General features: G+C 65.9%; 20 protein-coding genes and 1 tRNA gene. 8 read left to right on the top strand and 13 right to left on the bottom strand.

Annotated features, from left to right (window positions below; all coding sequences use genetic code 11):
* Positions 1-8: 8 nt before the first annotated feature.
* Both QOL79_RS07040 and QOL79_RS07035 read left to right on the top strand, forming a co-directional pair.
* The gene (locus QOL79_RS07040) at positions 9-1,175 is read left to right on the top strand and encodes a saccharopine dehydrogenase family protein (RefSeq protein WP_283419107.1); all 1,167 of its coding nucleotides are present in this window, start codon (positions 9-11) and stop codon (positions 1,173-1,175) included.
* A 7-nt stretch (positions 1,176-1,182) separates the two neighbouring features.
* Positions 1,183-1,983, top strand: a complete 801-nt coding sequence (locus QOL79_RS07035; protein ID WP_283419106.1) for an acyl-CoA thioesterase — start codon at positions 1,183-1,185, stop codon at positions 1,981-1,983.
* Here QOL79_RS07035 and QOL79_RS07030 read toward each other — a convergent pair.
* From QOL79_RS07030 to QOL79_RS07010, 5 genes are all read right to left on the bottom strand, one after another.
* A complete protein-coding gene (locus QOL79_RS07030) occupies positions 1,974-3,320 on the bottom strand; it encodes a sensor histidine kinase (protein ID WP_283419105.1) in 1,347 nt (448 codons plus the stop codon). The genes QOL79_RS07035 and QOL79_RS07030 overlap by 10 nt on opposite strands.
* Positions 3,317-4,045 (bottom strand): response regulator, encoded by a 729-nt coding sequence (locus QOL79_RS07025; RefSeq protein WP_283419104.1) that lies wholly within the window; start codon positions 4,043-4,045, stop codon positions 3,317-3,319. Before QOL79_RS07025 ends, QOL79_RS07030 begins: the two co-directional genes overlap by 4 nt.
* A gap of 136 nt (positions 4,046-4,181) precedes the next feature.
* Entirely contained in the window at positions 4,182-4,784 is a 603-nt protein-coding gene (locus QOL79_RS07020) for an EF-hand domain-containing protein (protein ID WP_283419103.1), read from the bottom strand.
* Positions 4,785-4,956: 172 nt separating this feature from the next.
* Positions 4,957-6,039, bottom strand: a complete 1,083-nt coding sequence (locus QOL79_RS07015; protein ID WP_283419102.1) for a 2OG-Fe(II) oxygenase — start codon at positions 6,037-6,039, stop codon at positions 4,957-4,959.
* 203 nt (positions 6,040-6,242) lie between these two features.
* The gene (locus QOL79_RS07010) at positions 6,243-6,416 is read right to left on the bottom strand and encodes a DUF1328 family protein (RefSeq protein ID WP_283419101.1); all 174 of its coding nucleotides are present in this window, start codon (positions 6,414-6,416) and stop codon (positions 6,243-6,245) included.
* A gap of 235 nt (positions 6,417-6,651) precedes the next feature.
* Here QOL79_RS07010 and QOL79_RS07005 point away from each other — a divergent pair, with 235 nt between their 5' ends.
* Positions 6,652-7,896 carry a bifunctional alpha/beta hydrolase/OsmC family protein gene (locus QOL79_RS07005; protein WP_282950121.1) on the top strand — a complete coding sequence of 415 codons (1,245 nt, stop codon included), beginning with the start codon at positions 6,652-6,654 and terminating at the stop codon, positions 7,894-7,896.
* A 41-nt stretch (positions 7,897-7,937) separates the two neighbouring features.
* Here QOL79_RS07005 and QOL79_RS07000 read toward each other — a convergent pair whose 3' ends face one another.
* The 3 genes from QOL79_RS07000 to QOL79_RS06990 form a co-directional block, all read right to left on the bottom strand.
* On the bottom strand, positions 7,938-8,321 hold the full coding sequence (locus QOL79_RS07000) for a hypothetical protein (protein WP_204994060.1): 384 nt from the start codon (positions 8,319-8,321) through the stop codon (positions 7,938-7,940).
* 140 nt (positions 8,322-8,461) lie between these two features.
* Positions 8,462-9,073 (bottom strand): TetR/AcrR family transcriptional regulator, encoded by a 612-nt coding sequence (locus tag QOL79_RS06995; RefSeq protein ID WP_283419100.1) that lies wholly within the window; start codon positions 9,071-9,073, stop codon positions 8,462-8,464.
* A gap of 126 nt (positions 9,074-9,199) precedes the next feature.
* Positions 9,200-9,273: transfer RNA gene (locus tag QOL79_RS06990), tRNA-Gly, on the bottom strand.
* Between the two features lie 101 nt (positions 9,274-9,374).
* Here QOL79_RS06990 and dinB point away from each other — a divergent pair.
* The 4 genes from dinB (at position 9,375) to QOL79_RS06970 (ending at position 12,915) form a co-directional block, all read left to right on the top strand.
* On the top strand, positions 9,375-10,502 hold the full coding sequence (gene dinB / locus QOL79_RS06985; RefSeq protein WP_283419099.1) for a DNA polymerase IV: 1,128 nt from the start codon (positions 9,375-9,377) through the stop codon (positions 10,500-10,502).
* A gap of 233 nt (positions 10,503-10,735) precedes the next feature.
* Positions 10,736-11,152, top strand: coding sequence for a hypothetical protein (locus QOL79_RS06980; RefSeq protein WP_058454793.1), 417 nt, complete (start codon positions 10,736-10,738; stop codon positions 11,150-11,152).
* 21 nt (positions 11,153-11,173) lie between these two features.
* Positions 11,174-11,929, top strand: coding sequence for a hypothetical protein (locus tag QOL79_RS06975; RefSeq protein ID WP_283419098.1), 756 nt, complete (start codon positions 11,174-11,176; stop codon positions 11,927-11,929).
* Complete coding sequence (locus QOL79_RS06970; RefSeq protein ID WP_283419097.1) at positions 11,926-12,915, top strand: ATP-grasp domain-containing protein; 990 nt, start codon at positions 11,926-11,928, stop codon at positions 12,913-12,915. Before QOL79_RS06975 ends, QOL79_RS06970 begins: the two co-directional genes overlap by 4 nt.
* Here QOL79_RS06970 and QOL79_RS06965 read toward each other — a convergent pair.
* Positions 12,833-13,339 (bottom strand): hypothetical protein, encoded by a 507-nt coding sequence (locus QOL79_RS06965; RefSeq protein WP_283419096.1) that lies wholly within the window; start codon positions 13,337-13,339, stop codon positions 12,833-12,835. The genes QOL79_RS06970 and QOL79_RS06965 overlap by 83 nt on opposite strands.
* Positions 13,340-13,362: 23 nt before the next feature.
* Complete coding sequence (locus QOL79_RS06960; RefSeq protein ID WP_283419095.1) at positions 13,363-14,955, bottom strand: peptide chain release factor 3; 1,593 nt, start codon at positions 14,953-14,955, stop codon at positions 13,363-13,365.
* A gap of 77 nt (positions 14,956-15,032) precedes the next feature.
* On the opposite strand from QOL79_RS06960, the gene QOL79_RS06955 reads away from it, so the two are divergent.
* Positions 15,033-15,680: a hypothetical protein gene (locus tag QOL79_RS06955; RefSeq protein WP_283419094.1), complete on the top strand. Its 648-nt coding sequence runs from the start codon at positions 15,033-15,035 to the stop codon at positions 15,678-15,680.
* 22 nt (positions 15,681-15,702) lie between these two features.
* Here QOL79_RS06955 and QOL79_RS06950 read toward each other — a convergent pair whose 3' ends face one another.
* From QOL79_RS06950 to QOL79_RS06940, 3 genes are read right to left on the bottom strand one after another with little or no spacing between them, the layout of a single operon-like run.
* Positions 15,703-16,242, bottom strand: a complete 540-nt coding sequence (locus tag QOL79_RS06950; RefSeq protein ID WP_283419093.1) for a 3-hydroxyanthranilate 3,4-dioxygenase — start codon at positions 16,240-16,242, stop codon at positions 15,703-15,705.
* Positions 16,243-16,246: 4 nt separating this feature from the next.
* On the bottom strand, positions 16,247-16,675 hold the full coding sequence (locus QOL79_RS06945) for a RidA family protein (protein WP_058454800.1): 429 nt from the start codon (positions 16,673-16,675) through the stop codon (positions 16,247-16,249).
* Positions 16,672-17,451 (bottom strand): 2-keto-4-pentenoate hydratase, encoded by a 780-nt coding sequence (locus tag QOL79_RS06940; RefSeq protein WP_283419092.1) that lies wholly within the window; start codon positions 17,449-17,451, stop codon positions 16,672-16,674. The genes QOL79_RS06945 and QOL79_RS06940 overlap by 4 nt, the downstream gene beginning before the upstream one ends.
* Between the last annotated feature and the right edge of the window lie 9 nt (positions 17,452-17,460).

Raw genomic sequence — 17,460 nt, 5'->3', positions numbered from 1 at the left:
GGTTTGCCATGGCGTCCCGCGATCTCGACATCGTCGTTTACGGCGCGACCGGTTTCACCGGCCGCCTCGTCGCCGAATATCTGGCGCATCACTACAAGGGCCGCAAGGACGCGCCGAAGTGGGCGATGGCGGGGCGCAGCCTCGCCAAGCTGGCCGAGGTGCGCGACCTGATCGGCGCCGACGAGGAAACGCCGTTGATCGTCGCCGACGCCAGCGATCCCGCGAGCCTCGATGCAATGGCCGCGAGCACCAAGGTCGTGCTGACCACCGTCGGCCCTTACCAGCTTTACGGCAACGAACTCGTCGCCGCCTGCGTCCGCGCGGGCACCGCTTATGCCGACCTTTGCGGTGAACCCGGCTGGATGCGCGAGATGATCGATACGCATGAGGCCGCCGCCAAGGCGTCGGGCGCGCGGATCACCTTCTCCTGCGGGTTCGACTCGATCCCCTTCGACCTCGGGGTCCATTTCCTGCAGGCGGAAGCGATCAAGCGTCGCGGCAAGCCCGCGCCGCGGGTCAAGGGGCGCGTCCGCAAGATGGCGGGCGGCGCTTCGGGCGGCACGATCGCAAGCCTGACCGAAACGCTCAAGGCGATCGCGAAAAAGCCCTCGCTCGCGCTGCTGCTCAAATCCTCCTTCGCGTTGACCCCGGGCTTCGAGGGACCGTCGCAGCCGACCGGCCTCGTCCCCGAATATGACAGCGCGACCGGCACCTGGACCGCGCCCTTCGTGATGGCGCCGATCAACACCAAAAATGTCCATCGCACCAACTTCCTGCTCGGTCACCCGTGGGGCGAGGATCTCGTCTATGACGAGATGGTGATGACGACGATCGGCGACGCCGGCAAGGCGATGGCCGAAGCGATGGCGAAGGCGAACCCGTTCGATCCGAGCATCAAGCCCGGTGAAGGCCCGAGCAAGGAGGAGCGCGAGAACGGCTTCTACGATATCCTGTTCATCGGCGAATATCCCGACGGCGCGACGGTGCGCGCCAGCGTGCAGGGCGACCGCGATCCGGGCTACGGTTCGACGTCGAAGATGCTCGCCGAGACAGGGATGGCGCTGCTCGAAAACAAGGGCGCGGGCGGTATCTGGACGCCGGGGGCGCTGCTTGGGGACAAGCTGATCGAACGGCTCACCGCCAATGCCGGACTGACGTTCCAGATCGAAGAATAGGATAAAGATGACGACCTCTCCCGGCGCGCTCGACGCGCTTCTCTCCACGCTGCGCGTCGAAGGCGACGCCGCGACCGCGCATATCGACGAGGGCTGGATGCAGGGCCGCACCGCCTATGGCGGGATCAGCTCTGCGGTTGCGCTGGCAGGCACGATGGCGCTCCATCCCACCGAGGCGCCGCTGCGCTATGCGCAGATCAGCTTCGTCGGCCCGGTCGGCGGCGATTGCACGGTGAATACCCGCGTGCTGCGCCAGTCGAAGTCGAGCCTCTTCATCGACGCGGGCGTGTCGAGCGACCAGGGCTTTGGCACCGCTGCGGTCTTCGCCTTCTCGGGCGAGCGCAAGAGCCACCTCGATCACAACCGGCTGACGATGCCCGACGCGCCTGCTCCCGAAACGCTCGAGCCGGTCCCCGAGCACAAGGCGCGCCCGTCTTTCGTCCGGCATTTCGACATGCGCCCGACCACCGGTCCGCGCTTCGCCTGGAAAAGCGATGTCGGCGAATATCTGACCTGGGTACGCTTTGTCGAGCAGCCCGAATGCCACCCGGCGATCCAATTGCTCGCGCTCGGCGATGCCCTGCCGCCTGCGGCGATGGCGCTGTTCACCGAGTTCGGGCCGATCAGCTCCATGAACTGGACCGTCAACATGCTCGGCGGCACCCCGACGACCGATGACGGCTGGTGGCTGCTTTCGGCCAAGACGGGCTATGCGCGCGGCGGCGTGTCGGTGCAGGACATGATGTTGTGGAACCGCGCCGGCGAACCGGTGCTGAGCGGTAGCCAGGCGATCGCGATCTACGCCTGAACCGGCAGCTCGATCACTGCATCGAGCCCGCCGCCGGCACGGTTCGCCAGCGTCAGCGCCCCGCCCTCGCCCTCGGCAATCTCGCGCGCGATCGAGAGGCCGAGCCCCGCACCGCCGGTCGCCCGGTTGCGCGATTGCTCGCCGCGCGCGAAGGGCTCGACAAGCGTCCGTATCTGTTCCTCGGTCAGACCCGGACCATCGTCGGAGACGATGATCTGCGTCAGGCCGGCTGCAGCGGTCACCGACAGCCGCGCGCGCGCCCCATAGGCAAGGGCGTTGTCCGACAGATTGCGCAGCGCGCGCTTGAGCAGCATCGGGCGAACCAGGACATGGACGTCGGCGACATCGCCGACCGCCACATCCTTGCCGCGCTCCTGATAATCGGCCACAAGTTCGCCGATCAGTTCCCGGATCGGGACGCGTTCCTGCGCTTCGGTGCCGGCGCCCGATCGCGCGAGCGCCAATATGTCGGTGAGCATCGCGGTCATCTCGTCGATGCTGGCGATCATCTTATCGCGCAATCTGTCGTCCTCGACTCCCTCGACGCGGACGCGGAGACTGGCCAGCGGCGTGCGAAGATCGTGGCCGACCGCACCGAGCATCCGGTCCTTGTCGGACAGCATGGTCGCAATGCGCGTACGATAGGCGTTGAACGCCGCGATCAGGTCGCGCACGTCGGACGGCCCTTCCTCCTCGAGCGGGGTCGTGTCGCGCAACGCCGGATTGCTGCGCGCCGCGCGCGTCAGGTCGCGCAGCGGGCGCGCCGCGCGATATGCGATCACCATGATCGGGATCAAAAGCAGCAGGTAGAGCGTCAACGTCTGCCAGACCAGGAAACCCGACAGACGGTTGCCCCCGGCCGCGATGCGCGAGCGCACCGCGAAATACCGCCCGTCGACCTTGGCGACGACGACGACCGCACGGTCGGGGAACGCCGCGCGCTGCAGCCGCTGCCGCGACCTCGGCGGGAGCGCCCAGGCCTCGACCATATCGGCATGGATATTCGTGTCGTCGAGCAGCCCCGCAACATAGTTCGAAAGCTCGGGAAGACGCACGGCGCCCGCAGGAAGCCGCGGCGGCGTTTCGGAAATCATCAGCTTTTGCGCGCGCTCGCGTGATTCTTCGTCACGCGGCGGCCCGCGAAACTCGCCGCGCCGGTCGCGCTCGATCGCGTCGATGACGCGCGCGACCGCCATGCCGCCGCCGTGCGCCAGCGTCTGCTGCTTGATCCCGCGCGACAGCAGGACGAAATTGATCGCCTGCGCAAGAAACAGCATCACCGCGACCGCGAAGACGAGCTGGCCGACAAGGCTCCGGGGCCAGAGACGGAGTTTCACGCGGCCGGCCCGAGGCGCTTGACCTCGCAGGCGAGCGTATAGCCCCCGCCCCACACGGTCTTGACGATTTGCGGATGCGCCGGATCGTCCTCGATCTTCTTGCGCAGGCGGCTGACGAGATTGTCGATCGCGCGGTCGAAGATATCGGCCTCGCGCCCGCGGACGAGGTCGAGCAACCGGTCGCGGCTCATCACCTGCCGGGGATGGCGCACCAACGCGTGCAGCAGATGATATTCGCCCGACGACAGCGCGACCTCTTCCCCCGCCTCGTCGACGAGCACGCGCTCGACCTCGCGAAGAACCCACGGCCCGAACGCATAACTCGTGCCGTTGCGGTCCAGTGCGCGGCCGGCCGTCTGGGTGCGGCGCAACACGGTGCGGATGCGCGCCACCAGTTCGCGCGGGTTGAAGGGTTTGACGACATAATCGTCGGCGCCGATTTCCAGCCCGATGATCCGTTCGGTATCCTCGGCGCGCGCGGTGAGGAGGATGACGGGAATACTGCTCGTCTCGCGCAGGTGCCGCGTGAGCGACAGGCCGTCCTCGCCGGGCATCATGATATCGCTGACGACAAGGTCGACCGTTTGCGCGCGCAGCACCGAACGCGCCTCCGAAGCATTGGCGGCATCCGTAACGGCGAAGCCCTGCGCTTCGAGATATTCGGATAGCGGTTCGCGGATCGAGGGCTCGTCGTCGATCAGCAATATGCGCGGCGTGTCGGTCATTATCTGTCCGTAAAATGCAGTAGTTCGCCCACCGGTCGATTGCGACCGGTGGGCGATGCTGGCAGGGGCCGGCGGCAAAGGCAATGCCGGGAGGGGGAGGATAGCCTGCCCGTCACCGCGGCCCCGCGCCATGGGGTTATTCGCTGGCGGGAGCAGCCGGAGCGGCGGCGCGTTTCGCGCGCCATTCGCCGGCCTTCGCCTTCCACGCCTCGCGCTGCGCCGCGCGTTCCTCGGCGGTCACCCGGCCGTCCTTGTTCGCGTCGGCCGCGTCGAAACGCGCGAGCGCTGCGGTCTGGAACTCGGCCTGGCTGATGACCTTGTCGCCATCGGCATCGGCGCGCGCCATCATCATGCCGTGACCGCCACGCTTGCCGTGATGACCGCGCATTCCGCGCTTGCCGTCACCGGCATCGGCGCGCTTCTCGGCGCGCTTCGCCACGCGATCGGCGCTGTGCTGGTCCCATTCGGCCTTGCTGATATTGCCGTCCTTGTTCGCGTCGAGACGCTCGAACATCTTGGCCTGCATATCCGCGCGCTTGGCACTACGGTCGCTGGCGTCGAGCCTGCCGTCCTTGTTGGCGTCCATCCTGGCGAACATTTCGGTCGCATGCGCCTGCGCCTCGGCGCGCGTCAGCGTACCATTGGCATCGGCGTCGCCCTTTGCCACCTGACCGGGGGCGGCGAAAACGGGTGCGGCGATCAACGCGGCACCCAGCGTCAAAAGCGAAATCTTTTTCACGTCACGAACTCCTCATGCGGGAACAAGCGCTGTTCCGATAAGGGCGTTCTAATTACGATTTGTCCCAGCGAATTGCCGGATGGGCGAAATTTTGTCGCAAATTGTCGCAAAAGGGCCGCTGCGTTCATCGGGGCGCAAGTCGTTGCGGTCCGGTATGGCTAGGGTCAGGACCCTAGCCCGCGCTATAGGCTCCGACGCCGTCGCCCAGATAGACGTTGTTCGCCTCACGCTGCGCAGCCGCGGCGTCGTCGTACAGGAACGGCAGAAAGGCATAACGCCGTCCGCGCGTCACCGGCGTTGCTTCGTGAAGCAGGCCGCAGCCGAACACGATCGCACCGCCCGGCGGAGCGCGATAGGTACGCGACCCGAATTCGGGAAAGCGCAGTTCGCCGCCGTCGAAGTCATCGTTGAGGTTGATGGTGACCGCAAAGCGCCGATGGGCTGTACCCTTGGTCGTGTTGTCGCGATGCGGCCGGAAGTGTCCGCCGACCGATGCGTCGTAGCAGGCGACGATATAGCGCTCCATGCGCGACGCGTCGAAATTATAGGCCAGATTGATCGCCGGCCGCACACAGTCGTTGATCCGGCCGACGAGCGAGCGGCGGAGCTCCATATCGGTAATGGTATAGTCCGATCGCCTTTTGTGGCCATGGTCGATGATCGAAACGGTTTTCCCGTCGACTTCGCGCATAAACCCCGAATCCGCGCCGCCATCGGCCTCGTAGAGATCGATGAGGTGCCGGCAAGTCGCACGATCGAGGACGCGCGGAATGCGGAGCACCGGCGCCCAGTCTTCGGGTTGGTCCTCGTCGATCAGACGGCCTGCGAGCGCCAGCGCCTCGGTCGCCTGAGACGGCGGATAGCGGCCCGCGACCCTCAGTTGGCGGTCGAGAACGGCAATATAGGCTTCGTAGCGATCCGAGCCTTCGCGGCACGCGCCATAGATCGTGCTTATCGCACGGTCGTGGTCGAGGAAGTGGCGCACCCCATATTGCCCTGAAGCGATCCGGCCCGACGACACATCGCCGGGATCGTGCGTCACGGTAAACAGGCAGACGCGCGAATCGTCATAGCGGTCCGACGAAAGAAGCACATCGAGCGCCGCCTTGATCGCCGCATCGCGCGCCGATCCCATGAAGAACAGGATTGCGACACGCCCGGCTACCGTATGGAAGGAATATTTCGGATTCCCGTCGAGCACCCGCGCCTTGAACCAGGGCGCCGGGACACCGAACGCCGGCTTCGGTATCGACATGGTTACAACGGAAGATTTATGCACCGCACCCCCCTCACCCGTTTTGAAGGCGGCATCCTACCATCGCGCGAAATGGGGGCACAAATGCCCAAAAGGGGTAAGCCCCACCGCCTTCCCGCGGTGGGGCTCGTCGATTCCGTCCGGGGAGCGGCACCAATGCCGCCTGTCCCGATCGTCGAGGATTGCGAAACGACCGGTCGCCGTCAAACGACCTTGCGTCCAGCGACCACGCCGAGAACGAGGAAAAGCGCGACGAGCGCCAAACCGACGAAGAACAATATCTTTGCTACGCCCGCGGCGGCCCCGGCGACACCGCCGAACCCGAGAAGTGCCGCCAGCAACGCGATCACCGCAAAGATCAAAGCCCATTTGAACATCAGACATCTCCTAACCGGCGGGCACGGAAAGCCGCCTTCCGGAGAGGCAGTAAAACGGCCCTCCAAAAGCCGGGCGATCCATCGTCGCGCCGCCTGTTCCTGCAATTCGTGTGCGCTGTTAGAACGAGAGGACGCGCCGAAAGTTCCTGTCGGCCGATCGGCATCGGCGCATTCCGCGTGACCCGTCGCCGCAACACGCGTAGCATGGCCCCGTCACCGAAGAAGGAGAAGGCGCATGGTCACGCAGCCGTTTCGGTTCCCCGGCTCGGCGGGCAAGACATTGTCGGGACGGATGGAGCTTCCCGGCGGGCGCGTGCGCGGCTGGGCGATTTTCGCCCATTGCTTCACCTGCGGAAAGGATAACCGCGCGGCGGTGCGGATCGCGCGCCTGCTCGCGCGCGAGGGCATCGGCGTGCTGCGGTTCGACTTCGCCGGTCTCGGTGAGAGCGAGGGCGATTTCGCCGACAGCCGCTTTTCGTTCGACGTGCAGGATCTGAAGGCGGCCGCGCGGGCGCTCGCGGACGACGGCAAGGCACCGTCGCTGCTGATCGGCCACAGCCTTGGCGGTGCGGCCGCGATTGCCGCGGCGGTCGACCTGCCCGCGATCCGCGCGGTCGCGACGATCAATGCGCCGTTCGATGTCGCCCATACGCTCCATCAGTTCGATCCCGCGGCAATCGCGACGATCGACGCCGAGGGCGCCGCCGACGTCCTGCTCGCCGGGCGGCGTTTCCGCGTCGGGCGCGGCCTGATCGACGATTTGCGCTCGCAGGATCAGGGCGCGCGCATCGCGGCGCTTCGTCGTCCGCTACTCGTCATGCACGCCCCGCTCGACGATACGGTCGGCATCGAAAATGCCACCAAAATCTACGTCGCGGCGCGCCATCCCAAGAGCTTCTTCTCGCTCGACGACGCCGACCATCTGCTCAGCCGCCCGCAGGACGTTCAGCGCGTCGGTTCGATGATCGCGGCTTGGGCGAGCCCCTATCTGACCCCGCCGCCCGAAGCACCCTTGCCGCCGGTTGATGCCGAAGCCGAAGAGACGGGCGACGGAAAGTTCCAGGTTGCGATCAGCACGGGCGACCATGTGTTCCTGGCCGACGAGCCGGTCAGCGTCGGCGGCGGCGGCACGGGCCCCAGCCCCTTCGACCTCCTCTCCGCCGCGCTCGCCGCCTGTACGACGATGACGCTGCGCCTCTATGCCGACGGCAAGAAATGGCCGGTAACGCGCATCCGCACCGCGGTCGGCCACCAGAAGGAGCTCGCCGATCCCCAGCCCGACCTTTTCAACGTCCGCATCTCGATCGAAGGCGCGATCGACGCCGAGCAGCGCACCCGAATGATGGAGATCGCCGAACGCTGTCCCGTTCACAAGACGCTCGAACGCGGCGCGCGCTTTACGACGGCCGAAGGCGATCCACCCGCCCCGTGCGAACCGCCCGAGGCGCATATGGAAGCGATGGACCGCGCGACCGGCTGAAGGCGTGCAACCGATCCGGCCTGCATTGGCCAACGGCGGACTCAGGCGGCCAGTGCCGGCGCAGACCCAGGTCCGAACATCACTGCGCATTGTGCCGGATTCATGAAATCGCGATAGCGTGCGGCATCGACGCTGGTCAGGACTTCGACGAGGGTCATATTGTCGATCCAGAGCTCGATCAGGCCGAAAACGCCGCCCCGTTCGCAGCGGATCGCCCGAATCCCCGCTTCCCGCGCCAGCGCGAAAATCTGTTCGTCATCGAGGCCCGTGACGATGGCGATATGGAAGGCTGACGGGCGCATAGGGTCGCCATCGGAAATAATCTGATCCTCCCACGGCATCTGCGCCGGTTCCTCGGGAACGAGCAGAGGGTCGGCTTCCCCGACGCCGGGATGATGAGCGATGCCGACGGGATAGACCTCCACGGCCGTTCCCGACCCATCGCGCGCAACGGCGATCCACGCGCCCGGCACGACAGGAAATGTGAAAGCCTGTCCATCGATGAGGGCCGAGAACAAAAGCGCGGTCGCTTGAGGGTCGGCGGAGGGAATCGAAACATGAGCAATCATTTCATCGGATCCTTGATCTGTTCTAGAATCAGTTCGATCAGCCAGCGCGTGGCCTCGGCCGCTTCGGCGCCGTGCAAGTCCCACTGCTCGCGCAGCGAGGCCCAGGCATAGGCGCTGTGGAGAAGCTGGAGCAGCGCGGCGACTTGCCGCTTGCGCTTGCCTTCAAGCTCGGGCGCGGCATCCGCCACAATGGCAAGAAAGGCTTCCTGTCGTTCCCCGTTCAGCGCGGCGCGCATTTCGCGTCCCTGCGGCGTCGCGATGGCGGCGATGATCTGGGGGGCGACCCGATCGAAACCCGCATAGAGTTTGTCGTGCTGGCTCCGGAGTTCGCCGACGCTCGTCGGCATACCGATCCCGGGCCCCATCCGGGAGTTGATGCGTTCCCATATGCCACGCAGCAAGGCTTCGCGATTGGGGAAGTGGCGATAGACTGTCATTTCGGTAACCGCCGCGCGCTCTGCAACCGCCCTGAACGTAATGGCGCTCTGGTCCCCGTCCTCGCCAAGCAGCCCGGCGGCGGCGTCGCAAATCCGTTCGCGGGTCAGCGCCGTCTGCGCCCTGCGCAGCGAAGGCTTGGTCGGTTCAATTGATGTTTGTTCCGATACCACAATGATAGTTTTACTAACGTCAATATGGCTCCTGGTCAAGCCACGTGGCACGCCCGGCAGAGGAACGGCACGGCGCAGCGGCCGATCAAAGCCGCCTTGCGAGGAATTCAGACGATAAAAAGGGGATGGAGCGGGTAGCGGGAATCGAACCCGCCTAGCTAGCTTGGAAGGCTAGAGCATTACCACTATGCTATACCCGCATCTCCAAGGTCGGCGGCGATTGCCAGTTTGACCGCGCGGCGTCAAGCGCGCCCTTGCACGGAACATTGAGAACATTTCGGCAACATGCTAGACCATCGGCGTGAAAAATGGCGAAGATCCAGTTCCCAACGACGGGCCCGACCCGCCCGTTCGCAAGATCATCCATGTCGACATGGATGCCTTTTACGCGTCGGTCGAACAGCGCGACGATCCGGCACTCCGCGGCAAGCCCGTCGCAGTCGGCGGCTCGTCGCGGCGCGGCGTCGTCGCCGCCGCCAGCTATGAAGCGCGCAAGTTCGGGGTGCGATCAGCGATGCCGAGCATCACCGCGAAGCGCCAATGCCCCGACCTCATCTTCGTGCCCCCCCGCTTCGAGGTCTATCGCGACATCTCCCACCAAATTCGCGCGATCTTCCGCGACTATGCCGACGAGGTCGAGCCGTTGTCACTCGACGAAGCCTATCTCGACGTCAGCCGCGACAAGGCCGGACTCGGCAGCGCAACCGCGACCGCGAAGCTGATCCGCCGGCGGATCCGCGAGGAGACGGGGCTCACCGCCTCGGCCGGCGTCTCGTACAACAAGTTCATCGCCAAGCTCGCGTCGGACCAGAACAAGCCCGACGGGCTGACCGTCATTCGCCCCGGCGAAGGCGCGGCCTTCGTGCAGACGCTGTCGATCCGCCGCTTTCACGGCATCGGCCCGGTGACCGCGGCGAAGATGGAGGGACTCGGCATCTTTTCCGGCGCCGATCTCGCGGCGAAGGACATGGCCTGGCTTGCCGAGAATTTTGGCAACAGCGCAGCGTGGCTCCACAATCTGGCGCGCGGAATTGATCATCGGCGGGTGAAATCGAACCGGCCGCTGAAGTCGCTCGGCGGCGAGCGCACCTTCTTCAACGACCTGATCACCGACACCGAGATCCGCGAGGCGCTGGCGCATGTCTGCACCGTGGTGTGGGACCGCGCGGCAAAGAAAGGCGCGCGCGGGCGGACCGTGACGCTGAAACTGCGCTACGCCGATTTTCAGACCATTACGCGCGCGCGGACCGTTCCCGCGCCGATCGTCGACGGCACGGCGCTGCTCGCCGCAGGCGAGGCGATCCTGGCCGCGCTGCTGCCGACCGGGCAAGGCATCCGGCTGCTCGGCATCACGCTGAGCAAATTCGAGGGCGAAGAGGATGAGGAAGCGGCAGAAGCCGCACCCGCCGATCTCCTCAGCCTGCTCTGACATCCACCCCGCGATCGCCCGCCGCGGGATAGTGTGCCATCGCTGGCCGCCTTTATCGCCAAGGCGAAATTAACGCCGATTCTCGTCGCGATTAGCGCACGCCGACCCTGTCTTTGCCTTGACCGGGCCAGGGGCGGAGCGCAGCCCTCGCCGCGGACGATCATGAGGTCGCATCGCTGCCCGCCCCCTCAAAGGGCAGCACGTCCGGTTTTCTGACAAACTGGAGAGACATCATGGCCAAGCAACCCAAAAGACTCGAGAAAAAGATCGAAATTGTGGAAGGCAAGAACTTCCACAAGGAGCTGAAGATCGAGAAAATCGAAAAGATCGAGCACAAGGAACTGAAGCACGAAAAGCTCGAAAAGAATGAGCTCAAGGAGAACAAGAACGAGAAGATCGAGCACAAGGAATTCAAGGAGTTCAAAGAGTTCAAGGAGCATGGCGAAAAGCCGATCAAGGAAAAGGACGGCAAGGAACTCGTCGAAAATCCCGGCGACATCTTCGACCCCGTGCTCCAGATCGAGGCGCTGAAGGCGCATCTCGAACAGCTCGAAAAGGCCGCCGTCGAAGTCCGGCACTTCATCGAAAGCGCCGAACGTCCCGACCTGGGCGAGGGTGCGCTCAAGAATGAAAAGGACAAGAGCGGCTGACACGGGGCGGAGGCACCGGCAATGAAGCCCCTGCTCATCCTGTATGAAGAGTATGACCTGTCCGCGGCATGGCTCGCGGACAGGCTCCGCGCCCGCGGCCGCGCGGTCCGCGCGCTGACCGCCGCGACGCTCGGTGCTGAAACGCTGCGCTGGCATCACCGGCTCGGCGCGGGCGGCGTCGATTTCATCCTCACCCATTCGAACGGGCAAACCCTGTCGCCGGACGATTGCGGCGGCGTGGTCAACCGCCTCCACTATCTTCCCCTCGCACTGCTCGCGCGCATCGGCGGCGAAGACGAGGATTATGCGCGCAGCGAACTTTATGCGCTGTTCCTGAGCTGGATGGCGGCGCTCCCCACCCCCATCCTCAATCCGCCGACGCCGCAGGGGCTCGCAGGCAACTGGCGCCATCCGTCGGCGTGGACGATGCTCGCGCAGGCGGCCGGACTGCCCGTGGTGGCGTGGCGGCAGGACAGCGCGGGCGAGCCCGAACGCGACTGGACGATCGCCGAGCAACCCGGCGAGATTTGCGTGGTGGCGGTCGGTGGCCGGCTGGTGCAACCGGGCTGGCCCGCCACGATCGATCTGACTGCGGCGGTCGAGCATGGCTGCATCGCGCTCGCGCGCGCGGCGGGCGTCCGCCTGCTCGGCGTGCGCCTGATCCCCGACGACGCCATTCCGGAAGGTTGGCGCTTCGTCGGCGCCAACCTGCTCCCCGATCTCGCCGCGGGCGGCGAACCGATGGTCGACGCCATCGACGCGGCCTTTGCGTCATGATCCTGCTCGCCGGCATCCCCAGCGAAACGCCGCTCCGCCTCGTCCGCGAGGCACTCGACGCGCGCGGCGCCGATTATCGCCTGTTCAACCAGCGCGAGGTCGCCGTCTGCGATTTCGCCTTTCACATCGACGACGGCGGTCTGGACGGCAGGCTTACCCTGGGCAGCGACCGCATCGCGCTCGGCGACATCGCCGCCGTCTATCATCGGATGATGGACGATAACCGGTTGCCGGAGGTCAAGGCGCTCGCGCCCGATGCCCCGCCGCGCCGCCGCGCGCGCGCCCTCCACGACGCGCTCTACCGCTGGTTCGAGGTTGCGCCGGCGCGGATCGTCAACCGGTCTGACCCGCAGGGATCGAACATGTCGAAGCCCTTTCAGGGGCAGATCGTGCGCCGCCACGGCTTCGACATTCCCGAAACGCTGATCAGCAACGATCCCGATGCGGTGCGCGCCTTCCACGCCGACCACGGCCCGCTCATTTACAAATCGATCAGCGGGGTACGCTCGATCGTCGCCGAGCTCGACGTCACCGACCGCGACCGGCTTGAACGCATTCGCTGGTGCCCGGTGCAGTTCCAGCAGCGCGTCGCGGGAACCGATATTCGCGTCCATGTTGTCGGCGAGGATGTGCACGCGACCGAGATCGCGAGTGACGGCGTCGACTATCGTTATGCATCGCAGCGCGGCGGCCGCACCGACCTTTCGGCGATCACGCTTCCCGACGAGATCGCCGAACGCTGCGTCGCGATGACCGCAGCCATGGGCCTGTCGCTGTCGGGCATCGACCTGCGCCGCGCCCCCGACGGGCGCTATTATTGCTTCGAGGTCAATCCGAGCCCGGCCTTTTCCTATTACGAGCTCGACACCGGCCAGCAGATCGCCGCGTCGATCGCCGCGTTGCTTATGGCCGGGCCGCCGGACTCGCCGCCAGTGCGGGCGCAAAACGCCGGATCGCCGCCTGCATCTTTGGCGACAGCGTCCTGAAATCGCAGCGGATCAGCGTCTCGTCCGATTCCTGTATCTCGTCCTGAAACGGCGCCCCGACGCGATAGAGTGCGCGGTCGGGGCCAAGCGGCTTGATGCGGAAATAGCCCGCGCCGTCATAGCCGCCGAACTGCATCTGGGTGAAGCCGCCCGCGACAGCCCGCGCCTGCGTGATCGGCTCGAGTTCGGCGGCCGGCCCCATGCTGCCGTCGGGACCGTAATAATAAAGGGTGCCCCATCGTTTGCCGTCGAATACATAACCGTGACGGACGGTCGCGCATTTTTCTGTGTCGTTGGTCCAGAACCCCGGCGCGACCGGAAGCTTGATCCCCTGTGCCGCCACCGGCGCGGTGCCCGCGGCCAGCGCCAGCGCCAAAATCCATCCGCGCATCGATACCCCCGCCATGACCGATCTTGACGTCATGGTGCCGGACTTGGCGGACCCGATCAACCCGCGTCGGCGAAAACGCGCTCTTTCGTCGCGGTGAAGCGGATCGCCGGGTGGCGCTGGGTCACATAGCCGACTTCCCACGCATCCTTCGCCATGAACACCGGTGCTCCATCACGGTCGGCAGCCGAGGCGCCGCGGTGGTCGGCCTGGAAGGCTTTCAGCGCGGCGGGATCGTCACTCGCGATCCAGCGCGCCGTGTCCCAGGGCGACGCCTCCAGCTTCGCCTCGACCTTGTATTCGACCTCGAGCCGGCTGATCAGCACTTCAAGCTGAAGCTGGCCGACCACCCCGACGATCATGTTCGACCCGATCTCGGGATAGAAGACCTGGATGATCCCCTCCTCGGCCATATCGTCGAGCGCCTTGCGAAGCTGCTTGGTCTTGGTCGGATCGACGAGCGCGACGCGGCGCAGGATTTCGGGGGCGAAGTTCGGCAGGCCCGTGATCGTGATGTCGGTGCGTTCCGACAAAGTATCTCCGACGCGCAAGGTACCGTGGTTCGGAATGCCGATGATGTCGCCGGGATAGGCCTCTTCGGCCATTTCGCGGTCCTGCGCGAGGAACAGCATCGGGCGGCTGATCGCGATCGCCTTGCCCGTCCCGCCCTGCATCAGCCGCATCCCGCGCTCGAACTTGCCCGAGCACAGACGCATGAAGGCGATGCGGTCGCGGTGCGCCGGGTTCATGTTCGCCTGCACCTTGAAGACGAAGCCGGTGACGGCCTCGTCGTCGGGCTGCACCGGCGCGGGCTCGGCGGGCTGCGCGCCCGGTCCGGGGGCGTGCGCCGCCAGTGCATTGAGCAGGTCGACGACGCCGAATTCCTTGAGCGCCGATCCGAAATAGACCGGCGTCAGATCACCATTCCGATACGCCGCCGGGTCAAAGGGCGCATAGCAGGCCGACGCCAGCTCGGTCTCTTCCTTGAGGTGCGCGAGCGCGTCGGCGCTCAGCTGCGCCGCGAGTGCGTCGTCGTCGAGCCCCGTGACGCTGACGCGATCACCCTCGTACATGCGCGACGCATCGCCGCCGGGCTTCATGATCGCGGGATCGACCAGATCGTAAATCCCCTCGAACTGCCCGCCCATGCCCGCGGGCCAATTCATCGGGCAAACGTCGAGCGCGAGCCGGTCAGCGACCTCGTCGAGCAGTTCGAACGGCGGCAGACCCTCGCGGTCGACCTTGTTGACGAAGGTGATGATCGGCACCGAGCGCAGGCGGCAGACCTCGAACAGCTTCAGCGTCTGCGGCTCGATGCCTTTTGCGGCGTCGATCACCATCACCGCGCTGTCGACGGCGGTCAGCGTGCGATAAGTATCCTCGCTGAAATCCTCGTGCCCCGGCGTATCGAGCAGGTTGAAGACGAGCCCGTCATGCTCGAAGGTCATCACCGACGAGGTTACCGAAATCCCGCGCTGCTGCTCGATTTTCATCCAGTCCGAGCGCGCGCGCCGCGCCTGGCCGCGCGCCTTGACCTCACCGGCCATATGGATCGCGCCGCCCGCGACGAGGAGTTTCTCGGTCAGCGTCGTCTTGCCCGCGTCGGGGTGCGAGATGATGGCGAAGGTACGGCGGTCGGGATGCTTGGACATGGCGCGGGCGCCTAGCAGGGTGCGGGGCAAGTGGAAAGGGGCTGGCGCGATGCCGTCGCCACGCGCAGTATCGCACCATGCGCCAGCTTCTCCTCGCCATCACCCTTCTCGCCGCTCCAGCGATCGCACAGGACAACGCCTTCGTCGGCGAATATGGCATCGCAGAAGGGCCCGACGTCGGCGGCGGGCTGCTGATCCGCAGCGACGGCCGCTTCCAATATGCGCTCGCGGCAGGCGCGCTGGACGAACGCGCCGAGGGACGCTGGGAGGCGCGGGGCGACGGCATCTGCCTGACGACCGAACCCAAGCCGGTGCCGCCGGCCTTCGAGAAGGGGGGGCCGATCGCTGTCGAGGGCGCCATCCCCACCCTCCTCGTCACCTGGCCGAACGGCGAAGGCATTCCGGGAGTCGATTTCCGCATCGGGTTCGACAGCGGCGATCCCGCCGAAGGCTATACCCAATATTATGGCTGGACGATGCCCGAAGACGACCATCGCGTGCCGCGCTGGGTCGAGGTGAGCGAGCCGATCTACGGCGTTACCGCACCGCGCTTCGAGCTGTCCGGCGCCGACCGCGGCAAGCTCCGCCTTACGCTAATCCCCAATGATATCGGCGTCGTCGACATGGAGAATGCGTGCGTCGAAAAAACGGATCGCGGCGTCGTCCTGCACCGCAGGGACGGCGACATCCGTTTCGTGCGATTGGGGAGCGAGAGAGGCGAATAAGTGATGGCGTTCGCCCTCGTCGTCAGCCCTCGGCGCGCGCGCCATGTTTGCCGGGGTGGACCGTTCCGCAGTGCCCGCAGGTCCGCAGGTCCTCGCTGGCATAAAAGGCCTCGAACAGGGGGGGCAGGTCGCGCACGATACTCTGGAGCTGGACCTCGACGCGGTGGACGATGTGGCCGCAATCGTCGCAATACCATTGGAAGGCGTCGACCATTCCGTCGGGCCGCTTGCGCTCGATGACGAGCCCGACGCTCCCTGCGACCGGCCGCTGCGGTGAGTGCGGGACATGCGGCGGCAGCAGGAAGATGTCGCCCTCGCGGATCGGCATGTCCTTCGGCCCGTCGTCGGTCCACAACCGCAGGTTCATGTCGCCTTCGATCTGGTAGAAAAACTCCTCGAGCGGATCGTCGTGATAGTCGGTACGCTGGTTGGGGCCGCCGACGACGGTGACGATGAAATCGGCGTCCTCCCAGATTTGCGTATTTCCGACCGGCGGCTTCAGCACGTCGCGATGCGCCTCGATCCAGTCGCGGAAGTTGAAGGGCAATCCATAGGTCAGCATGGTGTCATCCTTTCGGGGGGCGCGGAATGAAGGCGGTAGCCTTGATCTCGATCAGCAAATGCGGGTGCGGAAGCTGATGGACAGCGACGGTCGTGCGCGCGGGGCCGGCCTCATCGAAATATTCGGCATAGACGCCGTTATAGCCGCCGAAATCGTTCATGTTGACGAGGAAACTGGTCACGTCGACGACATCGGCAAGCGAGCCGCCCGCGTCGGCGAGGATCGCGCCGATATTCTCGATCACCGCGCGCGTCTGTTCGGCGATATCGAGGCTGACCGTCCCGAACTCGTCGGCCGATGCGCCTGCGAAGCTGTTGTCCGGGCGGCGCGAACTGGTGCCCGACACGAACACGAAATCGCCCGCGCGGCGATAGTGCGGAAAACGCCCGCGCGGGCGCGCCTTGCCCGGAATGACCCTTCCTTCGCTGCTCATGCCGCATCCCCCTCGATGGTGAACCCTACCCGGCCGAGGTGGCCCGCGTCGAGCGACACGGTGCGTGCCGAACCGATCGCCGCCGCCGCGGTTGCCCCGCCCAGCATCACCGTCCAGCCGGGCTGGAGGATCAGCCCCCCCGAGCCCGCCAGCCGCGCCGCGGCGACGAGCGATCGGACCGGATCGCCAAGGATTGCGGCGCTCGTGCCGGTTTCGGCGACGGCTTCATCGACGCGCATCACCATCGCCACATCGGACATGTCGGTGTCGGCGGAAAGCCATGGCCCGACGACGAAGGCCGAGGAAGACGCATTGTCGGCGACGACATCGCCGAGCGCGAAGCGGAAATTCTCGTAGCGGCTGTCGATGATCTCGAGCGCCGCAGCGACCGCATCGACCGCCGCGAACGCCTCCTCGCGCGACACCTCGCCCGACAGCGGCACCTTCAGCCGCACCGCGACCTCGGGCTCGACGCGCGGGTGGATGAAGCGTGCGCGGTTGATCGTCGCGCCGTTGGTGACGACCATGTCGGAGGTCAGCCGGCCCCATATCTGGTCCTTGAGCCCCATCTGCGCCATCTTGGCTTCGCTGGTGAAGCCCATCTTGACGCCAACCAGCGTCGCGCCGCGCGCGAGGCGATGATCGATCGCGGCGCGCTGGATGGCATAGGCCTCGGCGAGCGGCAATTCGCCCCCCTCGCCCGTGATTTGCGGGATCGCCCTCGCCTGCCTTGCGGCATCGTCGAGCCTTGCAGCGATTGCGGCAATGTCTGCCATACTTTCCTC

Origin of the sequence: Sphingopyxis sp. Geo48, assembly GCF_949769155.1 — a bacterium.
Classification (GTDB): Bacteria; Pseudomonadota; Alphaproteobacteria; order Sphingomonadales; family Sphingomonadaceae; genus Sphingopyxis.
The sequence above is the reverse complement of the archived record's forward strand: the minus strand, read 5'-3'. Positions and strand labels throughout refer to the sequence as shown.

Bases quoted from the DNA above. Each gene is read 5' to 3' on its own strand.
- QOL79_RS06960 (WP_283419095.1), bottom strand. From the start codon at position 14,955: ATGTCCAAGCATCCCGACCGCCGTACCTTCGCCATCATCTCGCACCCC.
- QOL79_RS06950 (WP_283419093.1), bottom strand. From the start codon at position 16,242: ATGCTGACCTATGGATTGCCCTTCAACTTCCGCGACTGGATCGAGGCG.
- QOL79_RS07015 (WP_283419102.1), bottom strand. From the start codon at position 6,039: ATGTCGATACCGAAGCCGGCGTTCGGTGTCCCGGCGCCCTGGTTCAAG.
- QOL79_RS06975 (WP_283419098.1), top strand. From the start codon at position 11,174: ATGAAGCCCCTGCTCATCCTGTATGAAGAGTATGACCTGTCCGCGGCA.
- QOL79_RS07010 (WP_283419101.1), bottom strand. From the start codon at position 6,416: ATGTTCAAATGGGCTTTGATCTTTGCGGTGATCGCGTTGCTGGCGGCA.
- QOL79_RS07040 (WP_283419107.1), top strand. From the start codon at position 9: ATGGCGTCCCGCGATCTCGACATCGTCGTTTACGGCGCGACCGGTTTC.
- QOL79_RS07005 (WP_282950121.1), top strand. From the start codon at position 6,652: ATGGTCACGCAGCCGTTTCGGTTCCCCGGCTCGGCGGGCAAGACATTG.
- QOL79_RS07035 (WP_283419106.1), top strand. From the start codon at position 1,183: ATGACGACCTCTCCCGGCGCGCTCGACGCGCTTCTCTCCACGCTGCGC.
- QOL79_RS06945 (WP_058454800.1), bottom strand. From the start codon at position 16,675: ATGAGCAGCGAAGGAAGGGTCATTCCGGGCAAGGCGCGCCCGCGCGGG.
- QOL79_RS06940 (WP_283419092.1), bottom strand. From the start codon at position 17,451: ATGGCAGACATTGCCGCAATCGCTGCAAGGCTCGACGATGCCGCAAGG.
- QOL79_RS06955 (WP_283419094.1), top strand. From the start codon at position 15,033: ATGCGCCAGCTTCTCCTCGCCATCACCCTTCTCGCCGCTCCAGCGATC.
- QOL79_RS06980 (WP_058454793.1), top strand. From the start codon at position 10,736: ATGGCCAAGCAACCCAAAAGACTCGAGAAAAAGATCGAAATTGTGGAA.
- QOL79_RS06965 (WP_283419096.1), bottom strand. From the start codon at position 13,339: ATGACGTCAAGATCGGTCATGGCGGGGGTATCGATGCGCGGATGGATT.
- QOL79_RS07025 (WP_283419104.1), bottom strand. From the start codon at position 4,045: ATGACCGACACGCCGCGCATATTGCTGATCGACGACGAGCCCTCGATC.
- QOL79_RS06970 (WP_283419097.1), top strand. From the start codon at position 11,926: ATGATCCTGCTCGCCGGCATCCCCAGCGAAACGCCGCTCCGCCTCGTC.